This window comes from Stenotrophomonas sp. Pemsol (assembly GCF_003586545.1).
GTDB classification, from domain to species: domain Bacteria; phylum Pseudomonadota; class Gammaproteobacteria; order Xanthomonadales; family Xanthomonadaceae; genus Stenotrophomonas; species Stenotrophomonas sepilia.
On sequence record NZ_CP025780.1, the window covers coordinates 240,660 to 264,571 of the forward strand.

Here is a 23,912-nt window from a genome sequence, read left to right on the forward strand (position 1 = left end):
ATGGCGTGGACCCGCGATGAAATGGCGGCCCGTGCCGCCCAGGAACTGACCGATGGCGCCTACGTGAACCTGGGCATCGGCCTGCCGACCCTGGTCGCCAACCACATTCCCGAAGGCGTGGACGTGTGGCTGCAGTCGGAGAACGGCCTGCTCGGCATCGGCCCGTTCCCGACCGACGCTGAAGTCGACGCTGACCTGATCAATGCCGGCAAGCAGACCGTCACCGCACGTGCGGGCGCCAGCTACTTCGGCAGCCACGACAGCTTCGCGATGATCCGCGGTGGCCACGTCAACCTGGCCATCCTCGGTGCGATGCAGGTGACCGACAAGGGCGACCTGGCCAACTGGATGGTGCCCGGCAAGATGGTCAAGGGCATGGGCGGTGCGATGGACCTGGTCGCTGGCGTGCAGCGCGTGGTGGTGCTGATGGAGCACACCGCCAAGAACGGCGAGCACAAGATCCTGGCCGAATGCACGCTGCCGTTGACGGGTGTTGGCGTGGTCGACCGCATCATCACCGACCTGGCCGTGTTCGACGTGACCGATACTGGTCTGCAGCTGGTGGAAGCCGCGCCGGGTGTCAGCGATCAAGAGCTGAAGGAAAAGACCGGCGTTGCGTTCCGCCGTTAACGCGGCGTTGCTGCGCTGACCGTGCCGCGGCCGGTGAATGCGTCCTCGGTGGCCAGCTGGGCAAGCGCCTGATCGGCATTCCAGCGGCCACTTCCCAGGCAATGCAGTGGCACCTGGACGCCTTTGGCGTCCAGATTCAACCCGGCGATGTCCTGGCCGATCGCGATGCAGGCCTCGTCGATGAAGGCCAAGGCCCCGGCGTGGACGTCAGCGAGTGTGGATACGGCCTGTGCAGTCAGTTCCATCGGTCCGAAAGCAGGCTCGTCGGGACTTCCTGCGAAGCCGTTGAACTGTCCCTGCGGCGCCGCCAGCAGTGATTCCAGCAGCAGATCATTGGCAAGGATGATCGAGTCGTTCTCACTGCTGCCGCTACGGCCATCGAAATACCGTGCTTCCGCCCAGCCATGGTCTGCCAGCACACTGGCGCCGGCGCGAAGCGCCATGTAGACCCCCCCCAGGGGTCTTTCGAGCAGGCGTGCCAGATTGCGCTGGATGCTGCCGGCGTAGCCGACATCCACTACCATCGGTGTAGAGGTGCCTATCATTCGTGCGCAGTAGGCGCGGTAGCTCTGCCGTTGCTGGTCAGCCAGCGCCAGCAGCGCATCGGCTGCTGGTTCCAGCCAGCGCAGCGCGTCGCCTGCCATCTCCGGCAAGAACACGTCGCGCTCCATCAGACCAGGCTGCAGCGTTGCGATTCGGGTCGCGGCCTCATCACCCAGGCGGGCCTGCAGCAGGCCACGCAGCGGCCCATTGAACGTGCCCTGCACGATGAGTGGCAGATCGGCAGTGGTGAACAACGCAGGCAGCAGCGTGCCCCGGCGCGAAGCCAGGAAATAGCTGCCCTTCAACGTGGCTGCGGCCGGATGTGCGCGTTGCAGACGGGTGAATGCCTGCTCCAGCAGATAGCCCTCGCGGCTCAGGAACAACAGGTGGTCAACGTCATGACCGTGGGCGACGCTGACGGCATGCAGCAGGAAATCCAGTACGAGCGGTCCGAGCACGGCATGGCCGAGCATGTGCCCATCGAGCTGGGGACGGCCGAGCAGGCGTTGTGGTGAGGTGTCGGCGAGGGTGGCGAAACCATTGGCCAGCAGGCCGCGCCAGAGCTGCTCCGGCCACGGTGCCTGCGCGCCCGATGGGTGGCGAAGCGGGCGCAGGCCGGGCACCACGTCCAACAGTGCTGACGGGCGCAGGACGTGCACGGGCGTGAGCAGCCCGGCCAGTTGTGGCATCTGCACGTCGGCGTGTTCGTTGTCGCCGATATGCAGCCAGCGACCGTCATCGCGGCCCTCCCGCTGTGCCAGCTGCTTCCAGCTGCCCGTGGCGTCCTTGCGCAGGCCGGTCTCGCACGAAATCCACCAGCGCGAGATACGCTGCTGCACCTCGTCGGGCAGAACCTGGCGCATGTCATCGCCGGAGAGGTACATGTCGGAGAACGCGGTGAGTGGCGTCAGCTGGGCGTGCGCCAGCGCTGCCAGCACGCCTTGCCGCGGGCTGAGCACGGCACGCTCATGCGCCCGCTCGGCATCGGCCAGCATGTCCGCGTCCACGCCCGGCAGCGACAGGCGCGCAGCCAGCTCGGTATGGATTTCTGTCAGGGTGGGATCGCGCTGCAGGCGCTCTCGCAGGCTGCTTTCCGCATCGGCGCGATGCCGGGCGAAATCGCTGATGCCCCACTGCCGCTGGAGTCGCCAGGCCAGATGGTCGCGCGCGGCGGACGGTGTCAGGAAGGCGCGGGTGACCAGCGTATCGAAGATATCGACCGTAACCAGGCGCGCTTCGAGTGACGCCAGCGTCACGCGGTCGGCCAAGCGGGTCTGCAGTGCCTCGCCGACGTTGCGCTCGCCTTCGGCAGCCAATGTCAGGGTGCCATCGGGCGGCAGGATGCCGAGGCGGAATCCCTGGTGGCGGGTGATGACGCCGAATAGTCGTTCAACGGCGTGCTGCAGGGTGCCATCCACCTGTCCCCGCTCGGGCGGGAACGCGCTCAGTGGAAGGTTCAGCTCGTATAGCGGTCGCAATGCATCCACCCGCGCCCAGAACATCGAGCCGGCGGGAAAATCAATGTAGCGCTGCGCATCCAGGGAGATCCCCAGCTGCTGTGCGAGGGCTTCGCAGGCGGCCCCATTGCTCAACCATGTGTGCGCCCACAGCGGTACACCCGGGTAACTTTCCGGATAGACCAGGCCCAACCTCTGGTCGGCCTGGAAAATGCCCACGAGCCAGGCGATGCGCTCAGGCGAACCGAGCAGGCTGTCCAGCAGGTAGCGACGCCACTGCTCCTGCTCACTGCCGGTGTAGAGCGACTTCTTAGTGTGGATGTGGCACACAAGGTCGAGTGCGAGGATTTCCTCGCGGAAGGTCACCACGAGTGGTGCAATGTCGCGGCCACGGTTCTCAACCTGGCGGATGACCAGATCCTCCACGTTGCGGAGGCGGCCGAATGCTTCGCGTGCGCTGACCGCAGCCCTGTCATCCATGACCGAGACCAGCAGGGTGAAGCGCAGCGGCATGCGCCCGAGTGTGGCGGCAAACTCGTCGATCAGGTCGGGGTAGAACACGTGGGCCATCACGCCTGTACGCAGCTGCAGCTGCTCCAGGGGCACTGGTGCTGGCAGGGGAGGCGCATCGAAAGGCTCGCAGGCACGGGTGCGGACTGCGCCGGCTGAGCGCAGGCGCGCGATGAAGCCGCGCACCCCCATGGCACGAATGACTTTCAGAGCCCGCAACAGCACCAATCCCAGCCCTGCGATGCCGCCGCCATGGCGTTGTACCGATCGCCGTGCGGCTTCGAGATAGCGTGCCGGATTCATGGCAGGCTCCTGTAGCGGCGGGGCAGAAGTGGACAGCGAGGCATCAGGTGCATGAATTGGTGTGGCAGGGGCATTGGGCCATTCTCCCGCGTGCACCTGAACGGGGCAAATCAGGCATGCTCCCCTCTGTCCCCTTCCAGTCCGGCGGCTGCATGCTGTTTCCCCACGACCTGCCCGACGCCGACGTCCAGCACCTGCCGGGCTGGCTGGCCGCTGCCGACGCCGACCGGCTCATGGGGGCGCTGCAGGCCGACGTGCGGTGGGAGGTCCACCGCATCCGGATGTTCGGCAACTGGGTGGATTCGCCGCGGCTGAGCTGCTGGATCGGCGACCCGCAGGCGCGCTACCGCTACTCCGGTGCCGAGTTCGTGCCGCATCCGTGGCCGCCTGTGTTGCAGGCCGTGCGCGAGCGCCTGCAGGCCGAAGGCTACGGCCGCTTCAACAGCGTGCTGCTGAACCGCTATCGCGGTGGCGGTGACTACATGGGCTGGCACAGCGATGACGAGCCGGAGCTGGGACCGGCCCCGGTGATCGCGTCGCTGAGCCTGGGTGCCGCGCGCCGTTTCCTGCTGCGCCGACGCGACGATACGGCGCGCAAGGCCGAATTCGTGCTGGGCCACGGTGACCTGCTGCTGATGGCCGGGCAGACCCAGCGCTTCTACCAGCACGCGCTGCCGAAGGTGGCGCGGGTGCAGGGCGAGCGGATCAACCTGACCTTTCGCTGGATTACGCCGCGGTGATGAAGAAGGGGTCAGATCCCTTTCCCGTCGGGGAAGGGCTCTGACCCCTGCGACGCGTCAGCGCTTGGCCGCCGTGGCGTCGTTCTGCCCGCTCACCAGCGTCCAGCCAACCACATCCTGTGCCAGCTGCTGCAGGCCACGCTCGAAGGCCGCGGTCACCGCCGGTACGTCGGTGCTGCCGACCGGCTGCGCCTGGCGGAAGGTGCGGTCGGCCACCACGCGCTGGTCGGCGACGTGGATCAGCTTGGCGTTGACCTCGATCACTACCGTCGGCGTGGCTTGTCCCTGGTAATCCGATTCGAAGCGGCGCACGTCGGTGGACAGCTTGTAGTCGGCGCGGATGCCGGCAGTGCTGCGGGCCACGCCGCGGATGCGGCCGGAATCCTCGAAGCCGCGCAACAGGGTGTCCTCGATCATGTCGGTGGCCGGCTGCGCCCAGCTGGCCCCCTTGTAGATCTCAAGCTGGGACGGTGTCGGGCGCACGTTGATGCGCGGGCTGTCGACCATGCGCGCGGCGCTGGGCTTGGCCAGCACCAGCTGCCAGCTGGCCTGCGGCCACGCCGGGTCCGCCTTGACCTGCACGGACGGCGAGTACAGCGTCACCGCAGTTTTCTCGCTGCTGCCGAGGATGGAGCAGCCGCCCAGCAGGGTGACCATCGAAGCGGCCAGCAGCAGGCGCGGAAGGGGGGGCGTGCTCATTGGGGTTCGAACTCCTTCGGTGCGTCGCGGCCCAGCAGGTAGCGCGCGGGGTTGTTCTCGAGACGGTCGCTGACCCGGCGCAGGTCGCGGATCAGGCCGCGCAGTTCGGTCAGCGTCGGGCCCAGCTGGCCGAGGCCATCGTTGGCAAAGCTGTTGATCGCGGCGCGGTTCTCGCCAAGGATCGAATCGGCATTGCCGGCGGCCGAGTCGAGCTTGGCCAGGGTCGCGTCGAGCTTGTCGATGATGCCGGGCAGCTGCTGCACCAGGTTCCTGTCCAGGCGCTCGATGGTGCCGTTGGTGGTCTTCAGCGTGGTGTCCAGGCTACGGGCGGCATCGCGCGCGCTGAGCAGCAGCGCCTGCGTGCCCTGGTCGCGGTCGGCCAGGCCGCCGCTGATCGTCTCCAGGTTGGCCAGCGTGGCGTTGATCGAGGCCACGTTGCGGTCGCTGAGGATCTGGTCCATGCGCTCGACGATGCGGTTGGCCACATCGGTGATGTTCTGCAGCGCCGAGGGCGTGGTCGGGATGATCGGTGCCGGATCCTTGTTGACCGTGGTCAGCGCCGGCGACTGCGGCGTGCCGCCGCTGAGCTGGATGATCGACGGGCCGGTCAGGCTGGTGATCGCCAGCTTGGCGCGGGTATCGGTCTTGACCGGCGTGTTGGAGTTCAGGCGGATGCGCGCGACCACCTGACGCGGGTCGTCCGGCACCAGGTTCAGTTCGGTGATCGAGCCCACCGCGATGCCGTTGTACTGCACCGGGCTGCCCACCGACAGGCCGGTCACCGCTTCGCGGAACACCACGCGGTACTCCTGCCAGGTGCGGTCGGAGGAGTACTTGGCCGCCCACAGGCCGAAGGCCAGCAGGGCCAGGCCGGTGATCAGGGTGAACGCGCCGATCAGCACGTAGTTGGCTTTGGTTTCCATGGCTCAGGCACTCTCGATCTGTTCGCCACGCGCGGCGCGCGCGCGGGGTCCGTGGAAGTATTCCTGGATCCACGGATGATCCAGTTTCTCGATGTCCGGCAGCGGCGCATTGGCCACCACTTTGCGGTCGGCGATCACCGCTACCCGGTCGCAGATCGCGTACAGCGTGTCCAGGTCGTGGGTGATCAGGAACACGGTCAGCCCCAGCGCTTCCTGCAGCGTCTTGATCAGGCGGTCGAACGCGGCCGCGCCGATCGGGTCGAGGCCGGCGGTGGGTTCGTCCAGGAACAGCAACGGCGGATCCAGCGCCAGCGCCCGGGCCAGGCCGGCGCGCTTGCGCATGCCGCCGGACAGCTGCGAGGGCAGCTTGTTGATCGCGTCGGCGGGCAGGCCGGCCAGTTTCACTTTCAGCAGCGCCAGTTCGTAGTGCCAGCGCTCGGGCAGCTCGCGGTGGTGTTCCTTCAACGGCACCTGGACGTTCTCACCCACGGTCAGCGACGAGAACAGGGCACCGTCCTGGAACAGCACGCCGGTATTGCGTTCGATGTGCAGGCGGCTCTCGGCGTCGTCGGCACGCGCATCGCGGCCGAGGACTTCGATCTGCCCAGCATCCGGCACACGCAGGCCGAGGATCGAGCGCATCAGCACCGACTTGCCGGTGCCGGAGCCGCCGACCACGCCCAGGATCTCGCCGCGGCGTACGTCCAGATCCAGGTCTTCGTGCACGGTCTGGCTGCCGAACCGGTTGACCAGGCCACGCACGCGGATGGCCAGTTCGTGGCCCTGGTCGTCGCGCATGTCGATGGATTCGGGGAGGGCGGATGTGCTCATGTCACCAGTCCATGTGCATGAACCACAACGCCGCGAAGGCGTCGATGATGATCACCAGCGAGATCGTCTGCACCACGCTGGAGGTGGTGCGCTCGCCGACCGACTGCGCGGTGCCCTCGACCTTCAGGCCCTCCAGGCAGCCGATCAGGCCGATCACCAGGGCGAATACCGGCGCCTTCGACAGGCCCACCAGCAGGTGCCGCACTTCCATCGTCTCGTGCATGCGCGCGATGTACATCTGCGGCGGGATGTCGAGGTCGAACGCACCGACGGTGATGCCGCCGGCCAGGCCGGCGATCATCGCGATGAAGGTCAGCAAGGGCAGGGTGACCAGCAGCGCCAGCAAGCGTGGCAGCACCAGCAGGTCGACCGGGTCCAGGCCCAGCGTACGCATCGCATCGATCTCCTCGCGTGCCTTCATCGCACCGATCTGCGCGGTGAAGGCGCTGGCGGTACGGCCGGCCAGCACGATCGCGGTCAGCAGCACGGCGAACTCGCGCAGGAAGGCGATGTTGACCAGCTCGACCACGTAGATCTCGGCGCCGAAGTCGCGCAGGATGGTCGAGCCGAGGAACGCGATCACCGCACCCACCAGGTAGGACAACAGCGCCACCAGCGGCACCGCATCCAGCCCGACCTGCTCCATCTGATGCACGGTGGCGGTCAGCCGGAAGCGGCGGGGTTCCTTGACCAGCCGCACGGCCTTGACCAGGTTCTCGCCGAGGAAACTGCACAGGGCCTTGATGTTGTGGCCGGTGGCGTGGACGCTGACGCCCAGCCGTTCCAGCGCGGCCAGCACACCGAAGTCGCGCTTGGGCTTGGGCCGGTCATCGGCCACTTCCTCGATGGTGCATACGAGCGCCTGGTGGTCCGCGCGGAACTGCAGTGCGTCTTCGTGGAGGTCGGCGCGATGGGCCACGCGCAGTACCTGCAGCACACCGGCCGAATCGAGTTGCTCGATGCCGGTGGCATCGATGCCGGTCAGCGCGTCGGGAACGCCGCGCAGGACTTCGGCCGCGGCCAGCGCGGTCTTCAAGGTCCAGGTGCCGGACAGGCGGATCAGGCCCGGGTCGTGGGCATCCTGTTCGAGCTGGGGGGCGAGGTTCGGGGTGACGTGGGCCATTCGGGTCGCAGCATAACCGTTCTGTATCGGGCTTCGCGTCGAACTTGGATGAATTTCTCCGGCGGGCCCCAGCGTAGGTAATACTACGGCGCATGTCCGCAGATGCTCACACGATCCCCACACCCCAGGCCACCTACGCACAGCGCGTGGCCTTCGTTTCCGAGATCGCCGGACGCCTGCACAGCTATGGCACCACGGCCCAGCGCCTGGAAACGGCGGTGGTTGCCCTGGCCCGCCAGCTCGATCTGGATTGTGAACCGTGGTCGAATCCCACCGGTATCATCCTCAGCTTCAGCGATCCGGCCCAGGCGATCGGCTCCAGCGACATCACCCGCGTGATCCGCCTGGCACCGGGTGAGAACGACCTGCACAAGCTCAGCGTTGCCGACCACATCGCCGAAGAAGTGTCCAACGGGCGGATGAGCATCGCCCAGGGCCACACTGCGCTGCGCCAGCTGGACAAGGATCCGGGCCGGCGCGGCAAGCTGCGCACGATCCTGTCGTTCAGCCTCGGCGCGGCGGGCGTGGCCGGCATGTGGAAGCTGCCGTGGCTGGACATCGCCACCGCCGGTGTCATCGGCCTGATGATCGGCCTGCTCGGCATGGTCACCGATCGCCGCCCGGCCACCCGCGAAGCCGCCGAGGCACTGGCCGCGCTGCTGGCCGGCATGGTCGCCACCCTGGTGGCGTCCTTCATCGGCGCGCTCAACCTCAATACGGTGATCATCGCCTCGCTGGTGGTGCTGCTGCCCGGCATGTCGCTGACCAATGCGGTCAACGAACTGGCCAGCCAGCACTGGGTATCGGGCACCGCGCGCTTTGCCGGCGCGCTGACCACCATCATGAAGCTCAGCGTCGGCGCGATGATCGCGGTGACCCTGGCCGATGTGCTCGGCCTGGATCCGGTGATCCGGGCCGCGCGGCCGCAGGGGCCGTGGGTGGAATGGGGCTCGCTGCTGACCGCCGCGTTTGCCTTCGCGATGCTGTTCAAGGCCAATCGCCGCGATTATCCGTGGGTGATTGCCGCCTCGGTGGCCGGTTATGCGATCTCCAAGTTCGGCGGCCACGCCTGGGGCGCACCGGCCGGTATCTTCCTGTCGGCAATGCTGCTGACCGCCGGTGGCAACCTGTTCGGACGCCTGGTCGGGCGTCCGGGCGCGATCATCCGCCTGCCGGGCATCATCATGATGGTGCCCGGCAGCACCAGCCTGCGTGGCGTGCTGACCCTGGTCCAGCAGCAGGACGTGGGCGCCGGCCAGAGCGTGTTCCTCACCGTTCTGAACGTGGTGATGGCGCTGGTGGCGGGCCTGCTGTTCGGCAACCTGCTGATGCCGGCGCGCAAGACCCTGTAGCCGAGCCCATGCTCGGCTTTGTATATATGGATAGCCGAGCGTGGGCGCGGCTCTACAAACAGGAAACGCCGGCTTTCGCCGGCGTTTTTCATTGCTCCCCGATCCGGCCTCAGGCCTTCTTGATCAGGAAATCTTCCGGCTTCTTGTTGCCCTTGGCGGTCAGTTCAGCCATCCAGCGCGGCTGCTTGCCACGGCCGGTCCAGGTTTCCTTGGGGTTGGCCGGGTTGCGGTACTTCGGGGCAACCTTGCCCAGCTTGCGGCCGGCGGTCTTCGACGGTGCCTTGGCGACCTTGGCCACCTTGCGCGCGCGCGGGGCCGGGGCGTCGCCGAACAGTTCCTCGATGGTGTAGCCCTCGGTCTTGGCCAGCTTGGTCAGCTGGGCGCGCACCTTGGTGATCGGCCGGCGCTTGGCGACGATGGTCTGCTGCTTCTTGGCGGTACGGATCAGGGCGCCCAGCTCGCGTGCTGACAGGCCGGTCAGGTCAATGCTCATTTACGGTTACTCCGGAAACTAATGTGTGGACGGGACAAGCCAGTCCATGGCGTCGGCGGACAGAATAGAGATGAATTAATCACAGCACAAATGCAGGCAGGACATGCCGTGGCGGCATACCAGCGACGTGGCGGCGATATTGACCGGATTATGTCCGCTGCAATATCGGCGAAGGCCGCGGGCAGAAAAAAAAGACCGGGGCAGGCCCCGGTCTTTCCACGTCAGCCCTGCAGTCGCTGCAGCAGGGTGGCCTTGTCCAGGCTCTCCGCCTCGCTGGCGCGGCGCGCGCGGTACTCGTAGGTGCCGGCGGCCAGGCCGCGTTCGCTGACCACCACGCGGTGCGGGATGCCGATCAGTTCCATGTCGGCGAACATCGCGCCCGGGCGCAGGCCGCGATCGTCGAGCGCGGCGTCCAGGCCGGCGTCGCGCAGCTCCTGCAGCAGGTTGGCTGCAGCGTCGGCCACGGCGGCATCGCCCTTCGGGTTGATCACGCACACCACGACCTGCCACGGCGCCATCGCGTCCGGCCAGATGATGCCGGCATCGTCATGGTTCTGTTCGATCGCGGCAGCCACCACGCGCGAGATACCGATACCGTAGCAGCCCATCGCCATCACCGCCGCCTTGCCGTTTTCATCCAGCACGGTGGCATCCAGCGCTTCGGCGTACTTGCGGCCGAGCTGGAACACGTGGCCGACTTCGATGCCACGGGCGATCTTCAGTTCACCGCCGTCCACGGCACGATCGCCGGCACGCACGTTGCGGATGTCGGCCACTTCCGGTTCCGGCAGGTCGCGGCCCCAGTTGACGCCGGCCAGGTGGAAACCGGCCTCGTTGGCGCCGACGACGAAGTCGGCCATTGCCGCCACTTCGCGATCGGCGACCACGCGGATGGCCTTGGCCGGCGCGACCGGGCCGAGGAAGCCTGGCACGCTGCCCAGGTGCTCGGCGATTTCCGCCTCGCTGGCGAAGCGTTGCTCGTCCAGCCCGGCCACCTTGGCCAGCTTGATCTCATTGACCTCATGGTCGCCACGCACCAGCACCAGCACGAACTGCTGTGCCTCGCCTTCGCCGGCGATCAGTGCCACCGACTTCACCGTGCGCTGCAGGTCGATGCCGAGCAGGGCCGCGACGTCCTCGCAGGTCTTCTGGGTGGGGGTATCCACCTTGCGCATTGTTTCGGTGGCGGCCGCACGCGGTGCCGGATCGGCGGCGATCGCCGCCTCCATGTTCGCCGCGTAGTCCGAACCGGTGGAGAACACCAGCGCGTCTTCGCCGGAATCGGCGATCACGTGGAATTCCTGCGAGGCATCGCCGCCGATCGCGCCGGAGTCCGCCTGCACCATGCGGAAGTCCAGGCCGAGGCGGGTGAAGATGCGGCTGTAGGCCGACTTCATGTTCTCGTATTCGCGCACCAGGCACTCATCGTGCAGGTGGAACGAATAGGCGTCCTTCATCAGGAACTCGCGCGCGCGCATCACGCCGAAGCGCGGGCGGATCTCGTCGCGGAACTTGGTCTGCACCTGATAGAAGTTCACCGGCAGCTGCTTGTAGCTGGAAAGCTCGCTGCGCGCGAAGTCGCAGGCGGCTTCTTCGGCGGTCGGGCTGTAGCAGAACACCTGGTCCTTGCGGTCCTTGATCTTCAGCAGCTGCGGGCCGAACTTCTGCCAGCGGCCGGTCTGCTCCCACAGTTCCTTCGGCTGGATGGTCGGGATCTGGAATTCCACCGCGCCGGCCCGGTCCATTTCCTCGCGCACGATGCGCTCGACCTTGCGCAGCACGCGCAGGCCCAGCGGCGACCAGGTGTACAGGCCCGATGCCAGCTTGCGGATCATGCCCGCGCGCAGCATCAGCCGGTGGCTGGTCAGCTCGGCGTCGCTGGGGGTTTCCTTGGTGGTGTGCAGGTGGAACTGGGAGAGGCGCATCGTCGGCTTCGGATAACGGCAGAGACGTCTATTCTGCCAGCCCGGCCGGGGGGAGGGGTATCGGCAGGGCTGCGCCCTGCACCCGCCGTAGTGCCGGCCGCTGGCCGGCAACCTCAGAAGCAACAGCGGGTTTCCCGTGGGATGGCGGGGTGGGTCCGGTTGCGGGAGACGCCGTAAACCCATCCATGGGGGCTTGGCCGCGGCATCCATGCCGCGGACACTCCCGCAACCGGACCCCTACCGTGCCCGTCTCATGGAGGGGCCAGGCCCCTCCGTCAACACAGTTGCTACATGGACGTACTTGCGGCGTCCCCGCAATCCGACACCGCCCCGCCATTCCACGGAATGCCCGCTTTTGACGTTGCCGTTGCTTGCAGCCTCGGCAGGTGCAGGGCGCAGCCCTGCCGATACCCTTAACCGGCCGGTGGGCAGTAAGCCTTGATGGCCGCCTCCGCCAATCCCTTCTGCGCGGTGTGCTGCTCCGGGGTCAACGGGGTATCGGCCTTGCCATCACCATCGGTGTCCTGCATCACCTGGCCACCGCCGTCCAGCAGGGCCAGGTTGGCCCGGGCCGTGCTGCACTGCTCGGGAACCGGGGCGGCCGGGGTCTCGGTGCTGGCCGCGGCCTGCGGGGTTCGGGCCTGCTCGCGGGTCTCGTACTTCTTGCCCGCCGGTGGGGTCTCCGAGTACTGGGTCACGCCATGGGCGTCCTTCCATTTGTAGACGGGACCGGCCACGGCGTTGGCACTGGCCAACAGCAGCAGGCATCCAAGGCAGGACAGGGCACGCATGGCAAACTCCACGGAATGGGCGTAGAACGCCGATTGCAGCATTGGCGCCGAGCACTGGCAAGTCGATTAAACTGGATTCCATGGACCCGATCACACCGCCGCCGCGCTCGCGCACGATTTACCTGCTGCCCAACCTGTTCACCACCGCCGGCCTGTTCGCCGGTTTCTACGCGATCATCGCCGCGGCCAACGGGGATTTCGTCAATGCCAGCATCGCCGTGTTCGTGGCGGCGGTGATGGATGGCCTGGACGGGCGCGTGGCGCGCCTGACCGGTACCAGCAGCGAATTCGGCGTGCAGTACGACTCGCTGGCCGACCTGGTCAGCTTCGGCATGGCCCCGGCGCTGGTGATGTACCACTGGTCGCTGTCGTGGCTGAAGTTCGATGATCCGCTGCTCGGCCGCGTCGGCTGGGCCGTGGCCTTCCTGTATGCGGCCTGCGCGGCACTGCGCCTGGCCCGCTTCAACACGCAGGTGGCGGTGGTCGACAAGCGCTGGTTCGTTGGCCTGGCCAGCCCGGCCGCAGCGGGCCTGATGATGTCCTTCGTCTGGGCGTTCGCCGACGGCAACCTGGGCTGGGATGGCAACCAGCTGCGCTACGTGGCGCTGGCGGTGACGATCATCGCTGCGCTGCTGATGGTCAGCCGTATCCGTTTCTGGAGCTTCAAGGGCGGCGCGGCCAAGGGCACCCGTTCGGATCGCGTGCCGTTCCTGGTGCTGGCGCTGGTGCCGGTCGCCATTGCCATCGCGGTGATCGACCTGCCGCGCGTGCTGTTCGCGGTCGGCATCCTGTACGCCCTGTCCGGCCCGGTGATGTGGGCCGTGCAGCGCCTGCGCAAGAAGCCCGAGGCCGCGTGAGCCAGGACCTGCCCGTGCTGTGGTCGCCGGCCCAGCAGGCCTGGCTGCAGGCCATGGGCTATACCGTCTATCACGACGGCCAGCTGGCTGCCGAGCTGGATGCCGCATTGCAGTTGAGCGTGGCCGAAGCCGAGGCCAGTGTTGCCCCGCCGGAACCGGAGCCGGTGCGGGCCGCTGTGCCGCCGCGCGACGCCCGCGCCGCGACCGCGACCGCAGTACGCGCGGAACGCCCGGCTCCGCCGCGCCGCGAAACGCCGGTCAGTGCCCCGGATACCGTGCCGGCGGCTGAGCGCCCGCTGCCCAGCGGCAACGCACGACAGCCGGTGGTACGCCTGCCCGATCGCCTGCAGATCGCGCTGCTGCGCGCGTCCGGCTGCAACCCGAACGACCCGGCGACGCAGGTGCTGATGGACAGCTGGCCGCTGGACCAGCTGCGCCGTGACCCGGCCGCCAAGCGTGCGCTGTGGCCGCAGCTGCGTGCCCTGCGCAAGCGGGGTGCGCGGTGAGCGCGGTGACCCGGCCCGGCCCGGTCAGCCTGCGTGCGCTGCGCGAGAGCGACCTCAATGCTGTGATGGCGATCGAGCTGCGGGGCTATCCTTTTCCCTGGACCCGCGGCATCTTCATCGACTGCCTGCGCGCCGGCTATCCCGGCCTGGCGATGGAGCGCGATGGCCTGCTGGTCGGCTATGGCGTGCTCAGCATCGCCGCGGATGAAGCGCACGTGCTCAACATCTGCATCGACCCGCTGGCACAGTCGCGCGGGCTGGGCCGCCAGCTGCTGCGCGCGATGGTGCAACTGGCCGCCGACCGTGGTGCCCAGCGCGTCTTCCTGGAGGTGCGTCCGTCCAACACGCCGGCGCTGGCGCTGTACCACAGCGAAGGCTTCAACGAGATCGGCCGCCGCCCGCGTTACTATCCGGCCGCACAGGGCCGCGAGGACGCGGTGGTGATGGCCATCGAGCTGGTCGACGGCGACCTGCAGGTGATGCCGCCGCTGTGACGCAGACGGGTTGCCGGCCAGCGGCCGGCACTACCAACGCGCCCATCACGCCAGGCGCAACGCCAGCACGCCACCGACGATGAGCGACGCTGCCAGCCAGCGCGCGCGTGGTATCCGTTCGCGCAGCAGGAACACCGAGATCAGCAGCGCGAACAGGATCGAGGATTCGCGCAGCGCCGAGATCATCGCCACCGGCGCCTGGGTCATGGCCCACAACGCCATCGCATAGGAGGCGGTGGTGCCGACGCCACCGGCCAGTCCCAGCGGCCAATGCTGCCGCGCATAGTCCAGTACCGCGCCGCCGCGCGTGTACAACGCCCACAGCGGCAGCGGAACGCCCGACAGCAGGAACAACCACAGCGTGTAGCTGAGCGCGCTGCCGGACTGGCGCGCACCCTGCGCATCGACCAGCGTGTAGGTGGCGATCATCGCTGCGGTCAGCAGCGGCAGGCGCAGTTGGCCGCCACGCGCACCCACTGCCATGCACAGGATGCCGGTGCTCACCAGCACCACACCCAGCCACGCTGCGGCGGGCAATGGTTCACCGAGCAGGGTGCCCGCCAGTGCGACCAGGATCGGCGCGCTGCCACGCATCAGCGGGTAGGCCAGGCTCATGTCGACCTGCTGGTAACAGCGTGCGACCAGCCCGTAATAGATCACCTGCAACAGCACCGATGCGCCCAGCCAGGGCCAGCTGTGCGCGGCGGGAAAAGGCAGGAAGGGCAGGGCGGCGGCCGACAGCAGCGCGGCGCTGCCGGTGACCAGCACGGTGCCGAGGAACTTGTCCGGCCCGCGCTTGACGATCGCATTCCAGCTGGCATGCAGTGCCGCAGCGGCGAGAACCAGCAGGAAGATCGAAAGAGGCATCCGGCGATGATGCCATGCGGCGGAAATGGAAACGCCGGGCATCGCCCGGCGTTTCCGATTCCGCTTGGGTGGGTGCCAACCTCTCCCGGCGTGGTAGGTGCCAACCTTGGTTGGCACGCACCAGAGCGCGGCGTTACAGCTTCGCGCGCTGTTCGCGCAGGCCGGCCAGCTGGGTGTTCCAGTCGGCCAGGCGCACGCGTTCCTGCTCGACCACGGCCGGCGGCACCTTGTCGGTGAACTTGGCCAGCTTGGTCTCGCTCTTCTCCTTTTCGGCTTCGACGCGAGCGATTTCCTTGTCCAGGCGCACGCGCTCGGCATCGAGATCGACCAGGCCTTCCAGCGGCACCAGCAGCTTCAGCTCGCCCACGATCGCGGCGGCCGCCGGCGGTGCGCTTTCGCCTTCGGCCAGCCACTGGATGCTGTCCAGCTTCAGCAGGAACGACAGCGAAGCGCTGAAGCGTTCAATACGCACGCGGTCCTGTGCCAGGCCGGCCTGCAGGCGCAGCGGCACCAGCTTGGACGGTGCGACGTTCAGCTCACTGCGCACGCGGCGCACGGCACTGATCACCGCCTTCAGCCATTCCACGTCGGCCTCGGCCTGGGCGAAATCACCGGCGAATTCGGCGGCGGTCGGGTAAGGGCGCAGCGACAGCGTGGTTTCGACCAGGCCCAGGCGCGGGGCCAGCTGCTGCCACAGCTGTTCGGTGATGAACGGCGTGAGCGGGTGCAGCAGGCGCAGCAGTGCTTCCAGCACGTACAGCAAGGTGTGGCGGGTGCTTTCGGCATCAGCCGCGTCGGCACCGTTCAAGGCCGGCTTGCTCAGCTCCAGGAACCAGTCGCAGAACGCGTTCCAGGCGAACTCGTACAGGCACTGCGCCAGCAGGTCGAAGCGATACGCGGCGAAATGGCCCTGAGCTTCGGCGGTGGTGGCGGCCAGGCGCGCGAGGACCCAGCGCTCGGCATCGGTGCGCGGCTTGGGCACGCCGGTGAACGCAGCGCCTTCGGTGTTCATCAGGGCGAAGCGGCTGGCGTTCCACAGCTTGTTGCAGAAGTTCTTGTAGCCCTCGGCGCGGTTCATGTCGAACTTGATGTCGCGGCCGTGGGTGGCCAGCGCGGCGATGGTGAAGCGCAGCGCGTCGGCACCGTGGGCGGCGATGCCGTCCGGGAATTCCTTGCGGGTGGCCTTCTCGATCTTCTCGACCATCTTCGGCTGCATCAGGCCGCCGGTGCGCTTGGCGACCAGATCGTCGATGGTGATGCCGTCGATGATGTCCAGCGGGTCGAGCACGTTGCCCTTGCTCTTGGACATCTTCTGGCCCTGGCCGTCGCGGATCAGGCCGGTGAAGTAGACGTCCTTGAACGGGATCTTCCCGACCAGGTTGTCGGTGGCCATGATCATGCGCGCCACCCAGAAGAAGATGATGTCGAAGCCGGTGATCAGCACCGACGATGGCAGGTAGCGGTCGAAGCCGCGCTCAGCCATGGCCTGCTCATTCGGCCAGCCCAGGGTGGAGAACGGCCACAGCTGCGAGGAGAACCAGGTCTCCAGCACGTCGCTTTCCTGGTTCAGCACCACGTCGCTGCCCAGGTTGTGCTTCGCGCGCACGTCCTCCTCGCTGCGACCGACGTAGCAGTTGCCGGTGGCGGCATCGAACCACGCCGGGATACGGTGGCCCCACCACAGCTGGCGGCTGATGCACCAGTCCTGGATGTTGTTCATCCAGTGGCGGTAGGTGTTGATCCAGTTCGGCGGCACGAAGGAAATGCTTCCGTCCTCGACCAGTTCCAGGCCACGCTTGGCCAGGTCGTCCATCTTCACGAACCACTGGTCGGTCAGGTACGGCTCGATCACCTGGCCGGTACGGTCGCCGCGCGGCACCTGCAGCTTGTGCGCCTTGGTCTCGACCAGGATGCCCAGGTCTTCCAGTTCGGCCAGCACGGCCTTGCGTGCTTCATAGCGGTCCAGGCCCTGGAAGCGTTCCGGCGCATTCTCGTTCAGCGCCGCCACCGGGGTGAACAGGTTGATCATCGGCAGGCTGTGGCGCACGCCCACTTCGTAGTCGTTGAAATCATGCGCCGGGGTGACCTTGACCACGCCGGTGCCGAACGCGCGGTCCACGTAGTCGTCGGCGATCACCGGCACGCGGCGGCCAGTCAGCGGCAGCACCACGCTCTTGCCGATCAGGTGCGCATAGCGCTCGTCCTCCGGGTGCACCATTACCGCGGTATCGCCCAGCAGGGTTTCCGGGCGGGTGGTGGCGACGACCAGATAGTCGCGGGTTTCGCGCAGCGTTTCCACGCCGTCGGCATCGCGCTCGACGTGCTCGTAGCTCAGGCCTTCGTCCAGCGTGTAGGCGATCGACCACAGGAAGCCGTCTTCCTCGGCGCTCTCCACTTCCAGGTCGGAAATGGCGGTCTTCAGCACCGGGTCCCAGTTCACCAGGCGCTGGCCGCGGTAGATCAGGCCCTGCTCGTACCAGCGCACGAAGGCTTCATTGACTGCCGCCGACGGCTGCGGGTCCATGGTGAAGGTGCTGCGCGACCAGTCGGCGGAGGTGCCAAGGCGACGCATCTGGCGTTCGATGGTGTCGCCGGACTGCTGCTTCCACTCCCAGACCTTGCCGATGAAGCCCTCGCGGCCCAGCGAATCGCGGGTCTCGCCCTTGCCTTCCAGCGCCAGGTTGCGGCTGACCACCATTTCGGTGGCGATGCCGGCGTGGTCGGTACCGACCTGCCACAGCGTGTCGTAGCCGCGCATGCGGTGGTAGCGCACCAGCGCGTCCATCAGGGTCTGCTGGAAGGCGTGGCCCATGTGCAGGGTGCCGGTCACGTTCGGCGGCGGCAGCAGGATGGTGTACGGCTCGCCCGTGCCGGACGGCTTGAAGTGGCCGGCCTTCTCCCAGGCCTCGTAGAGGTCGGTCTCGAAGGACTTCGGGTCGTAGCTGGAGGCGAGTTGGGTCATGCGGGGGAACCAGGAGGTAATCGTTGAAGGATCAGGGCGCGGCGGCGGCCCATCAAGGGGGCCGGGGCGCGCTCACATGTCGTGCTTGTTCAGGTCGTAACCGGCGGCCTTGTACTGGCGCCAGCGCTCGCGCAGCGGTTCGCGCGCTTCCGGATCGGCCGGCACCACTTCCAGCACGCGCTCGCACTGGCCCAGCCAGGGCTCGTCGCGCAGGTTGATCACCAGCGGACGCGCCGGTGCCTCGGTGCCGGGTACCGCGATCAGTACCAGGGCCTCTTCCTCGTCCATGTCTTCGCCGGCGATCTGGTGCGGGATGTAGGCGTCGTTGTCGAACGCCCACAGCAGCTCGTCCAGCTCCTCGGCCTGGGCCTGGTCACGGGCCAGCACCAGGGTGAACAACCCGGCGTCGTTGGCCTTGCGCGCCAGCTCACAGACCAGGCGCAGCGGCTCGGTCAGGAAGCGGGGCTTGGCGATCAGGTAGAAGTCGGCGCGGGGCATGGCAGGGTCCGGGTCAGGCAGGGGCCCGGCAGTGCCGGGCGAGGCCCCGGCCGGCGTCTGCCGGCCAGGGTCGGGTACGGCATCAGGCGCGGGCGGCCTGGTCCAGCAGCCATTGGCTCAGCAGGCCGACCGGGCGGCCGGTGGCCATGCCACGCTTGCCTTCATCGCTGGCCACGCCGGCGATGTCCAGATGGGCCCAGCGCTGGCCTTCGGCGAAGCGCGACAGGAAGCAGCCGGCGGTGATCGCGCCGGCCCAGCGGCCACCGATGTTGTAGACGTCGGCGAAGCTCGAATCCAGCATCGGCTGGTACTCGTCCCACAGCGGCAGGCGCCAGGCGCGGTCGAACACGTGCTCGCCGGCGGCCAGCAGCTCGTTGGCCAGGTCATCGTGCTTGCTCATCAGGCCGGCGGTCTGGTGGCCGAGGGCGACCATGCAGGCACCGGTCAGGGTGGCGACGTCGACCAGCGCGGCCGGTTCGAAGCGCTGCGCGTAGGTCAGCGCGTCGCACAGGATCAGGCGGCCTTCGGCGTCAGTGTTGCCGACTTCGATGGTCTTGCCCGACATCGAGGTGATCACGTCCGACGGACGATAGGCGTTGCCATCAATGGCGTTTTCCACCGCCGGGACCACCACGACGAGGTTCAGCGGCAGCTTGGCCTTGACCGCAGCGACGAAGGTGCCGATGACGTTGGCGCCACCGCACATGTCGTACTTCATTTCCTCGATGCCGCCCTGGGTCTTCAGGTTGACGCCACCGGTATCGAAGGTGATGCCCTTGCCGACCAGCACGTACGGCTTGGCGTCACCGCCATTGTTCCACTTCAGCACGACCAGGCGCGGGCGGTTGGCCGAGCCACGGGCCACGGCCAGCAGCGAGCCCATGCCCAGCGCTTCCATCTGGTGCTCGTCGAGGATCTCGGCTTCGGCACCCTCGTGCTCGCCGGCGAACTTCACGCCCACGTCGGCCAGATAGGCCGGGGTGCAGTAGTTCGGCGGCAGGTTGCCCAGCTCACGGGCGAACTCGACGCCGGCGGCAATGGCCTGGCCCTGAGCCAGCGCCTGCGCGTCGTCACCGGCGATGGCCAGCTGGGTCAGACCGGCGTCGTCGGCCTTCTTCTTGCCCAGGGTGGCGGTATAGCGGTAGGCGGCGTGATCGGCGGCGATCACCGCCTGACGGATCGCCCAGGCCGCGTCGCGGTCCTTCACCGCCACTTCGGACAGGGTGAACAGTGCGCTGCGGGTGGCGCCGGCCTTCAGCGCGCGCACGGCGTCGCCCACGGCCTTCAGGTATTGCGGCACGCCGAAACGGGCGGCTTCACCGAGGCCGACCACCAGCACGCGCGGGGCGGTCACGCCCGGAAGGTCGTGCAGCAGGGTGGTTGCGCCGGTCTTGCCGGACAGGTCGCCACGCTCGGCCAGGGCCGCCAGGCGGCCACCGCTGGCGGCATCCAGGGCCTGCGCGGCCGGGGTCAGGGTATGGTCGGCATACGCGCCGACCACCAGGCAATCAACGGTGGCGGCGGCCGGAGCAACGTGGTTCAGGGTGAATTCGAGGGCCATTGAGCAGATTCCATTGGCGAGTCCGTACAATCGCAGGCCGTTTACGCCCAGACAGTAGACTGGGCGGCACCGCGAACGAACCCCAGAGTTTAAACCACCGCCCCATGCTGAAGCTCGACCGATACCTGCTGGGCGATTTCGTCCAGAGTTTCCTGGCTACCCTGATCGTCCTGCTGGTGGTCAGCGTGGGCGGCGTGCTGGTGGACATCCTCGGCAACATCGCCGACGGACGCCTGCCGGCCAAGCTGCTGTTCTCCCAGCTGGGCCTGCAGTTCATCGCCTACCTGCCGCTGATCCTGCCGCTGGCACTGATGCTGGGCCTGCTGCTGGCCGTGGCGCGGCTGTACCGCGACTCGGAAATGGCGGTCATCACCGCCATTGGTGTCGGCCCCAAGCGACTGCTGCGGCCGCTGCTGATGCTGGTGGTGCCGGTGGTGCTGCTGGTCGGCGCCTGCTCGCTGTGGCTGGGCCCGTGGGCAGGCCGGGTGGCCGAGCAGATGATCATCGAGGCCAACCGCAGCGTGCTGATGGCCGGCCTGGAGCCGGGCCGGTTCACGCCGCTGCCCAATGGCGGCGTGGTCTACCTGTCCTCGATCTCGCCTGACGGCACCGAGCTGGGCAAGGTGTTCATGCAGCGGCAGAAGGACGATCGCCTGGAAGTGGTGTCGGCCAACAGTGGCCGCATGTACTTCGAGGGCACCCGCCAGCGTTTCCTGGAGCTGGATGATGGCCACCAGGTGGAAGGCCCGGTGGCCGCTGGGCTGGATTACCGGCTGGCGACCTTCGCCCGCAACGACGTGGCCCTGCCCGATGGCGCACAGACCCGCACCGAGGACGACCCGGAACTGATGCCGACCCTGCAGTTGGTCGGTGATGCACGGCCGCAGGCGCAGGCGCAGCTGCATCGCCGGCTGGCACCGCCGCTGATCGCGCTGGCGTTCGCCCTGCTGACCGTGCCGCTGGGCCGCAGCTCGCCGCGCCAGCAGCGCTATGGACGCATGATGCTGGCCCTGCTGGCCTACATGGTGGGCACCAACCTGATGTTCATCGGCAGCGGCTGGATTGCCAACGGCAAGATTCCGCCCGCGCTCGGCCTGTGGTGGTTGACCCTGCCGCTGCTGGCGCTGGCGATCTGGATGTATGTACGTGATGGCCGCCTGGCCCGCCCGAAGGGAGCCCGCGCATGAGGCTGCGCCCGATGCGTTTCGACCTGTACCTGGGCCGGTCGGTGTTCACCACCGTGCTGCTGACCTGGGCGGTGCTGGTGGGCCTGGACGTGGTGATGGCCTTCTCCGGCGAGTTCAAGGACATCGGCAAGAACGGCTACACCCTGGGCCATGCCGCCGCGTGGGTGCTGTACACCGTGCCGCGCCGCGCCTACACGATGTTCCCGACGGCCGCGGTGATCGGCGCACTGATGGGCCTGGGCCAGCTGGCCGCGACCTCGGAGCTGACCGCACTGCGTGCCCTGGGCCTGTCGCGCAAGCGCCTGAGCGTGTCGGTGGCGATTGCGCTGTCGCTGCTGACCGCGGTGATGGTGCTCAGCGCCGAGACGCTGGGCCCGTGGGGCCAGGACCGTGCCGATGCGCTGAAATCCAGCGCCAAATGGGGGCGGGATATTGCCACTACCCGTTACTCGGGGCTGTGGGCACGCGAAGGCGACACCTTCCTCAATGCGCAGAGCGGCGAGGAGCAGCTGGTGGGCGACAAGGGCACGCGGCTGATCCTGCGTGATGTGCGCCTGTACCGGGTCGCCGAAGACGGCAAGATCGCCTCGTTGACCCATGCCGCCACCGCCGAGCACGACAAGGACGGCTGGGTGTTGACCGGCGTGCGCCGCGACACCTTTGGCGAGCGCTCGGCAACCCGTCAGGAAGTGGCACGTGAGCCCTGGAACTCGAAGTTGGACCCGGCCGCGCTGGCGACCGGTATCGCCAAGCCGCGCAACCTCAGCGTGTCCGAGCTGAGCACCAGCATTGCCTACCGCGAACGCAACGGGCTGGACGCGCGCGATTTCGAGGATGTGTACTGGAGCCGCTGGTTCTATCCGGTGAACGTGCTGGCCCTGTGCCTGGCGGCGGTGCCGTTCGCGTTCGGATCGCTGCGCAGCGGCGGCATGGGCAAGCGCTTGTTCCTGGGCATCCTGTTCGCATTGGGCTTCTGGCTGCTGCAGCTGTTCTTCGGCCGCATGGCCGGCGCGCTGAAGTTCGATTACCGCATTGCCTACGCGTTGCCGCCGATCGTGATGCTGGCGGTATCCGGACTTCTGTTCCGGCGCAAGTCGGGCTGATTCTGATTGTTGTAGAGCCGAGCCTGTGCTCGGCTGTCACGTACAGTGCGGAAAGCAGCCGAGCACGGGCTCGGCGCTACAGACAGCGCCTTACCGTTTCGGCATCCGCACCAGGCGGGTACCGCTGGCGCGGTCGTGCCAGGTCAGGCGTTGGCGGTCGACCCACGCCCACCAGAATCCCAGTCCGCCCAGCAGCAGGGACAGCGTGCCCACCGCAAAGCGCAGCCACAACTGGCCGCGCCGCAACGGCGTGCCATCGATTGATCGCACTGTCAGCCGCCACGGGCGCATGCCCAGGGTCTGTCCACCGCGGCGCCAGCTGGCCGTCGCGTACCAGCCCGTGATCGCCCAGCACACCGCCCACAGCAGCCACTGCCAGGCACTGAACGGCGCGATGTTCTCGCGTTGCGCGTGGCCGCTGAAGGTGTAGGCGAGGGTGAACAGCGTGCCGGCCAGCATCCACAGCGCCAGCACCGGCAGTGCGTCGTAGACCATCGCCAGCACGCGCCAGGCCAACAAGGCACGTGGGCGGGGCATTTCGGTAGCGGCCGCAGGGGCCGTGTCGGTGGCAGGGCGGGACATGCGCCGAGCATACGCAAAGCTGGCCGTGCCCGCAGTGGCCCTCGTATCCTGCACGCATGGCCCTTGTCTCCACCCCCGCAGAACGCCGCCAGCTGGTCCAGCAACTGCCCGAGCTTCGCGCCGACGACGGCGTGCGCATCCAGCGCTTCCTCGATGCGATCTGGGCCGAGAACGGCCTGGCCCGTGCCACCCTCGACAGTTACCGGCGTGACCTGGAAGGGCTGGCGCGCTGGATGGATGGGCGCGACGGTGGCCTGGCCGGCATCGAGCGTCCTGGGTTGTTCGATTATCTGGCCTGGCGCACCCGGCATGGCTGGTCACCGCGCAGCAACGCGCGCCTGCTGTCGGCGTTGCGGGCGTTCTTCGCCGATGGCGTGCGCCGCGGCGAACGCAGCGAGGATCCCAGCGCGCTGCTGGACCCGCCGAAGTTGCCACGGCTGCTGCCCAAGGCGCTGGCCGAGAGCCAGATCGATGCGCTGCTGGCGGCCCCGGACGTCGACAGCCCATTGGGCCTGCGCGATCGCGCCATGCTGGAACTGATGTATGCCGCCGGCCTGCGCGTGAGTGAACTGGTGCTGCTGCCCGCGACGGCGGTCAACCTGCGCCAGGGCGTGCTGAGGGTCACCGGCAAGGGCAGCAAGGAACGGCTGGTGCCGCTGGGAGAGGAATCCCAGCACTGGCTGGAGCGTTACCTGCAGCAGTCGCGCCCGCAGCTGGTCGGCAAGGGCAAGGTGCATGCCCTGGCGGATGGGCAGGCCCCGTTGTTCATTGAACCGACGCTGCATGCGCTGACCCGGCAGGCGTTCTGGCATCTGGTCAAGCGCCACGCACAGGTGGCCGGCATCGACCCGGCGCGGATCAGCCCGCATGGGCTGCGGCACAGCTTCGCCACCCATCTGCTCAACCGCGGTGCCGACCTGCGCGCGCTGCAGATGCTGCTCGGCCACAGTTCATTGTCGACCACCCAGATCTACC

General features: G+C 67.8%; 22 protein-coding genes. 9 read left to right on the forward strand and 13 right to left on the reverse strand.

Translation table 11 applies throughout. The features are described 5' to 3' along the window. Positions 1–630: a CoA transferase subunit B gene (locus PEM_RS01105; protein WP_111126818.1), complete on the forward strand. Its 630-nt coding sequence runs from the start codon at positions 1–3 to the stop codon at positions 628–630. Here PEM_RS01105 and PEM_RS01110 read toward each other — a convergent pair. Then, positions 627–3,443, reverse strand: coding sequence for a rhamnan synthesis F family protein (locus tag PEM_RS01110; protein WP_111126816.1), 2,817 nt, complete (start codon positions 3,441–3,443; stop codon positions 627–629). The genes PEM_RS01105 and PEM_RS01110 overlap by 4 nt on opposite strands. Positions 3,444–3,595: 152 nt before the next feature. On the opposite strand from PEM_RS01110, the gene PEM_RS01115 reads away from it, so the two are divergent. Continuing rightward, positions 3,596–4,183, forward strand: a complete 588-nt coding sequence (locus tag PEM_RS01115; protein WP_111126814.1) for an alpha-ketoglutarate-dependent dioxygenase AlkB — start codon at positions 3,596–3,598, stop codon at positions 4,181–4,183. Positions 4,184–4,240: 57 nt separating this feature from the next. Here PEM_RS01115 and PEM_RS01120 read toward each other — a convergent pair whose 3' ends face one another. From PEM_RS01120 to PEM_RS01135, 4 genes are read right to left on the reverse strand one after another with little or no spacing between them, the layout of a single operon-like run. Beyond that, positions 4,241–4,882, reverse strand: a complete 642-nt coding sequence (locus PEM_RS01120; RefSeq protein ID WP_111126812.1) for an ABC-type transport auxiliary lipoprotein family protein — start codon at positions 4,880–4,882, stop codon at positions 4,241–4,243. Beyond that, positions 4,879–5,805, reverse strand: coding sequence for an MlaD family protein (locus tag PEM_RS01125; protein ID WP_088496891.1), 927 nt, complete (start codon positions 5,803–5,805; stop codon positions 4,879–4,881). The genes PEM_RS01120 and PEM_RS01125 overlap by 4 nt, the downstream gene beginning before the upstream one ends. Positions 5,806–5,808: 3 nt before the next feature. Next, a complete protein-coding gene (locus tag PEM_RS01130) occupies positions 5,809–6,636 on the reverse strand; it encodes an ABC transporter ATP-binding protein (RefSeq protein ID WP_111008219.1) in 828 nt (275 codons plus the stop codon). A 1-nt stretch (position 6,637) separates the two neighbouring features. Beyond that, entirely contained in the window at positions 6,638–7,759 is a 1,122-nt protein-coding gene (locus PEM_RS01135) for an ABC transporter permease (RefSeq protein WP_069139456.1), read from the reverse strand. A 92-nt stretch (positions 7,760–7,851) separates the two neighbouring features. On the opposite strand from PEM_RS01135, the gene PEM_RS01140 reads away from it, so the two are divergent. Then, a complete protein-coding gene (locus PEM_RS01140) occupies positions 7,852–9,111 on the forward strand; it encodes a threonine/serine exporter family protein (RefSeq protein WP_005415202.1) in 1,260 nt (419 codons plus the stop codon). A 109-nt stretch (positions 9,112–9,220) separates the two neighbouring features. On the opposite strand, the gene PEM_RS01145 is transcribed toward PEM_RS01140, so the two are convergent. The 3 genes from PEM_RS01145 to PEM_RS01165 form a co-directional block, all read right to left on the reverse strand. Further along, complete coding sequence (locus PEM_RS01145) at positions 9,221–9,604, reverse strand: H-NS histone family protein (RefSeq protein ID WP_005415203.1); 384 nt, start codon at positions 9,602–9,604, stop codon at positions 9,221–9,223. Between the two features lie 221 nt (positions 9,605–9,825). Next, entirely contained in the window at positions 9,826–11,529 is a 1,704-nt protein-coding gene (locus PEM_RS01150) for a proline--tRNA ligase (RefSeq protein ID WP_005415204.1), read from the reverse strand. Between the two features lie 413 nt (positions 11,530–11,942). After that, positions 11,943–12,320 (reverse strand): DUF4124 domain-containing protein, encoded by a 378-nt coding sequence (locus PEM_RS01165; RefSeq protein ID WP_032953917.1) that lies wholly within the window; start codon positions 12,318–12,320, stop codon positions 11,943–11,945. 80 nt (positions 12,321–12,400) lie between these two features. On the opposite strand from PEM_RS01165, the gene pssA reads away from it, so the two are divergent. Genes pssA through rimI form a run of 3 tightly spaced genes read left to right on the forward strand, consistent with a single transcriptional unit; the run spans position 12,401 to position 14,177 of the window. Next, a complete protein-coding gene (gene pssA, locus PEM_RS01170; protein WP_005415206.1) occupies positions 12,401–13,177 on the forward strand; it encodes a CDP-diacylglycerol--serine O-phosphatidyltransferase in 777 nt (258 codons plus the stop codon). Positions 13,178–13,230: 53 nt separating this feature from the next. Further along, the gene (locus PEM_RS01175; RefSeq protein ID WP_050562682.1) at positions 13,231–13,683 is read left to right on the forward strand and encodes a hypothetical protein; all 453 of its coding nucleotides are present in this window, start codon (positions 13,231–13,233) and stop codon (positions 13,681–13,683) included. Continuing rightward, a complete protein-coding gene (rimI, locus tag PEM_RS01180; RefSeq protein ID WP_005415208.1) occupies positions 13,680–14,177 on the forward strand; it encodes a ribosomal protein S18-alanine N-acetyltransferase in 498 nt (165 codons plus the stop codon). Before PEM_RS01175 ends, rimI begins: the two co-directional genes overlap by 4 nt. A gap of 45 nt (positions 14,178–14,222) precedes the next feature. Here the strand turns inward: rimI and PEM_RS01185 are convergent, their stop codons facing one another. The 4 genes from PEM_RS01185 to PEM_RS01200 form a co-directional block, all read right to left on the reverse strand. Next, positions 14,223–15,044, reverse strand: a complete 822-nt coding sequence (locus PEM_RS01185) for an EamA family transporter (protein WP_111126810.1) — start codon at positions 15,042–15,044, stop codon at positions 14,223–14,225. 133 nt (positions 15,045–15,177) lie between these two features. Then, complete coding sequence (locus tag PEM_RS01190) at positions 15,178–18,006, reverse strand: valine--tRNA ligase (RefSeq protein ID WP_111126808.1); 2,829 nt, start codon at positions 18,004–18,006, stop codon at positions 15,178–15,180. A 72-nt stretch (positions 18,007–18,078) separates the two neighbouring features. Further along, entirely contained in the window at positions 18,079–18,504 is a 426-nt protein-coding gene (locus PEM_RS01195) for a DNA polymerase III subunit chi (RefSeq protein WP_005415211.1), read from the reverse strand. A gap of 82 nt (positions 18,505–18,586) precedes the next feature. Further along, positions 18,587–20,065 (reverse strand): leucyl aminopeptidase, encoded by a 1,479-nt coding sequence (locus tag PEM_RS01200; RefSeq protein WP_111126806.1) that lies wholly within the window; start codon positions 20,063–20,065, stop codon positions 18,587–18,589. Between the two features lie 104 nt (positions 20,066–20,169). On the opposite strand from PEM_RS01200, the gene lptF reads away from it, so the two are divergent. Both lptF and lptG read left to right on the forward strand, forming a co-directional pair. Next, the gene (lptF, locus tag PEM_RS01205) at positions 20,170–21,252 is read left to right on the forward strand and encodes an LPS export ABC transporter permease LptF (RefSeq protein ID WP_069139463.1); all 1,083 of its coding nucleotides are present in this window, start codon (positions 20,170–20,172) and stop codon (positions 21,250–21,252) included. Continuing rightward, entirely contained in the window at positions 21,249–22,355 is a 1,107-nt protein-coding gene (gene lptG / locus PEM_RS01210; protein ID WP_049414332.1) for an LPS export ABC transporter permease LptG, read from the forward strand. Before lptF ends, lptG begins: the two co-directional genes overlap by 4 nt. A gap of 90 nt (positions 22,356–22,445) precedes the next feature. On the opposite strand, the gene PEM_RS01215 is transcribed toward lptG, so the two are convergent. Further along, positions 22,446–22,937: an RDD family protein gene (locus PEM_RS01215; protein ID WP_065179146.1), complete on the reverse strand. Its 492-nt coding sequence runs from the start codon at positions 22,935–22,937 to the stop codon at positions 22,446–22,448. Positions 22,938–22,993: 56 nt separating this feature from the next. Between PEM_RS01215 and PEM_RS01220 the strand changes: the two genes are divergently transcribed. Next, positions 22,994–23,912 (forward strand): site-specific tyrosine recombinase XerD (locus PEM_RS01220; protein ID WP_162911567.1); only part of this gene is annotated, 919 nt, incomplete at its 3' end.

Bases quoted from the DNA above. Each gene is read 5' to 3' on its own strand.
- PEM_RS01105 (WP_111126818.1), top strand. From the start codon at position 1: ATGGCGTGGACCCGCGATGAAATGGCGGCCCGTGCCGCCCAGGAACTG.
- PEM_RS01110 (WP_111126816.1), bottom strand. From the start codon at position 3,443: ATGAATCCGGCACGCTATCTCGAAGCCGCACGGCGATCGGTACAACGC.
- PEM_RS01115 (WP_111126814.1), top strand. From the start codon at position 3,596: ATGCTGTTTCCCCACGACCTGCCCGACGCCGACGTCCAGCACCTGCCG.
- PEM_RS01120 (WP_111126812.1), bottom strand. From the start codon at position 4,882: ATGAGCACGCCCCCCCTTCCGCGCCTGCTGCTGGCCGCTTCGATGGTC.
- PEM_RS01125 (WP_088496891.1), bottom strand. From the start codon at position 5,805: ATGGAAACCAAAGCCAACTACGTGCTGATCGGCGCGTTCACCCTGATC.
- PEM_RS01130 (WP_111008219.1), bottom strand. From the start codon at position 6,636: ATGAGCACATCCGCCCTCCCCGAATCCATCGACATGCGCGACGACCAG.
- PEM_RS01135 (WP_069139456.1), bottom strand. From the start codon at position 7,759: ATGGCCCACGTCACCCCGAACCTCGCCCCCCAGCTCGAACAGGATGCC.
- PEM_RS01140 (WP_005415202.1), top strand. From the start codon at position 7,852: ATGTCCGCAGATGCTCACACGATCCCCACACCCCAGGCCACCTACGCA.
- PEM_RS01145 (WP_005415203.1), bottom strand. From the start codon at position 9,604: ATGAGCATTGACCTGACCGGCCTGTCAGCACGCGAGCTGGGCGCCCTG.
- PEM_RS01150 (WP_005415204.1), bottom strand. From the start codon at position 11,529: ATGCGCCTCTCCCAGTTCCACCTGCACACCACCAAGGAAACCCCCAGC.
- PEM_RS01165 (WP_032953917.1), bottom strand. From the start codon at position 12,320: ATGCGTGCCCTGTCCTGCCTTGGATGCCTGCTGCTGTTGGCCAGTGCC.
- pssA (WP_005415206.1), top strand. From the start codon at position 12,401: ATGGACCCGATCACACCGCCGCCGCGCTCGCGCACGATTTACCTGCTG.
- PEM_RS01175 (WP_050562682.1), top strand. From the start codon at position 13,231: ATGGGCTATACCGTCTATCACGACGGCCAGCTGGCTGCCGAGCTGGAT.
- PEM_RS01185 (WP_111126810.1), bottom strand. From the start codon at position 15,044: ATGCCTCTTTCGATCTTCCTGCTGGTTCTCGCCGCTGCGGCACTGCAT.
- PEM_RS01190 (WP_111126808.1), bottom strand. From the start codon at position 18,006: ATGACCCAACTCGCCTCCAGCTACGACCCGAAGTCCTTCGAGACCGAC.
- PEM_RS01195 (WP_005415211.1), bottom strand. From the start codon at position 18,504: ATGCCCCGCGCCGACTTCTACCTGATCGCCAAGCCCCGCTTCCTGACC.
- PEM_RS01200 (WP_111126806.1), bottom strand. From the start codon at position 20,065: ATGGCCCTCGAATTCACCCTGAACCACGTTGCTCCGGCCGCCGCCACC.
- lptF (WP_069139463.1), top strand. From the start codon at position 20,170: ATGCTGAAGCTCGACCGATACCTGCTGGGCGATTTCGTCCAGAGTTTC.
- lptG (WP_049414332.1), top strand. From the start codon at position 21,249: ATGAGGCTGCGCCCGATGCGTTTCGACCTGTACCTGGGCCGGTCGGTG.
- PEM_RS01215 (WP_065179146.1), bottom strand. From the start codon at position 22,937: ATGTCCCGCCCTGCCACCGACACGGCCCCTGCGGCCGCTACCGAAATG.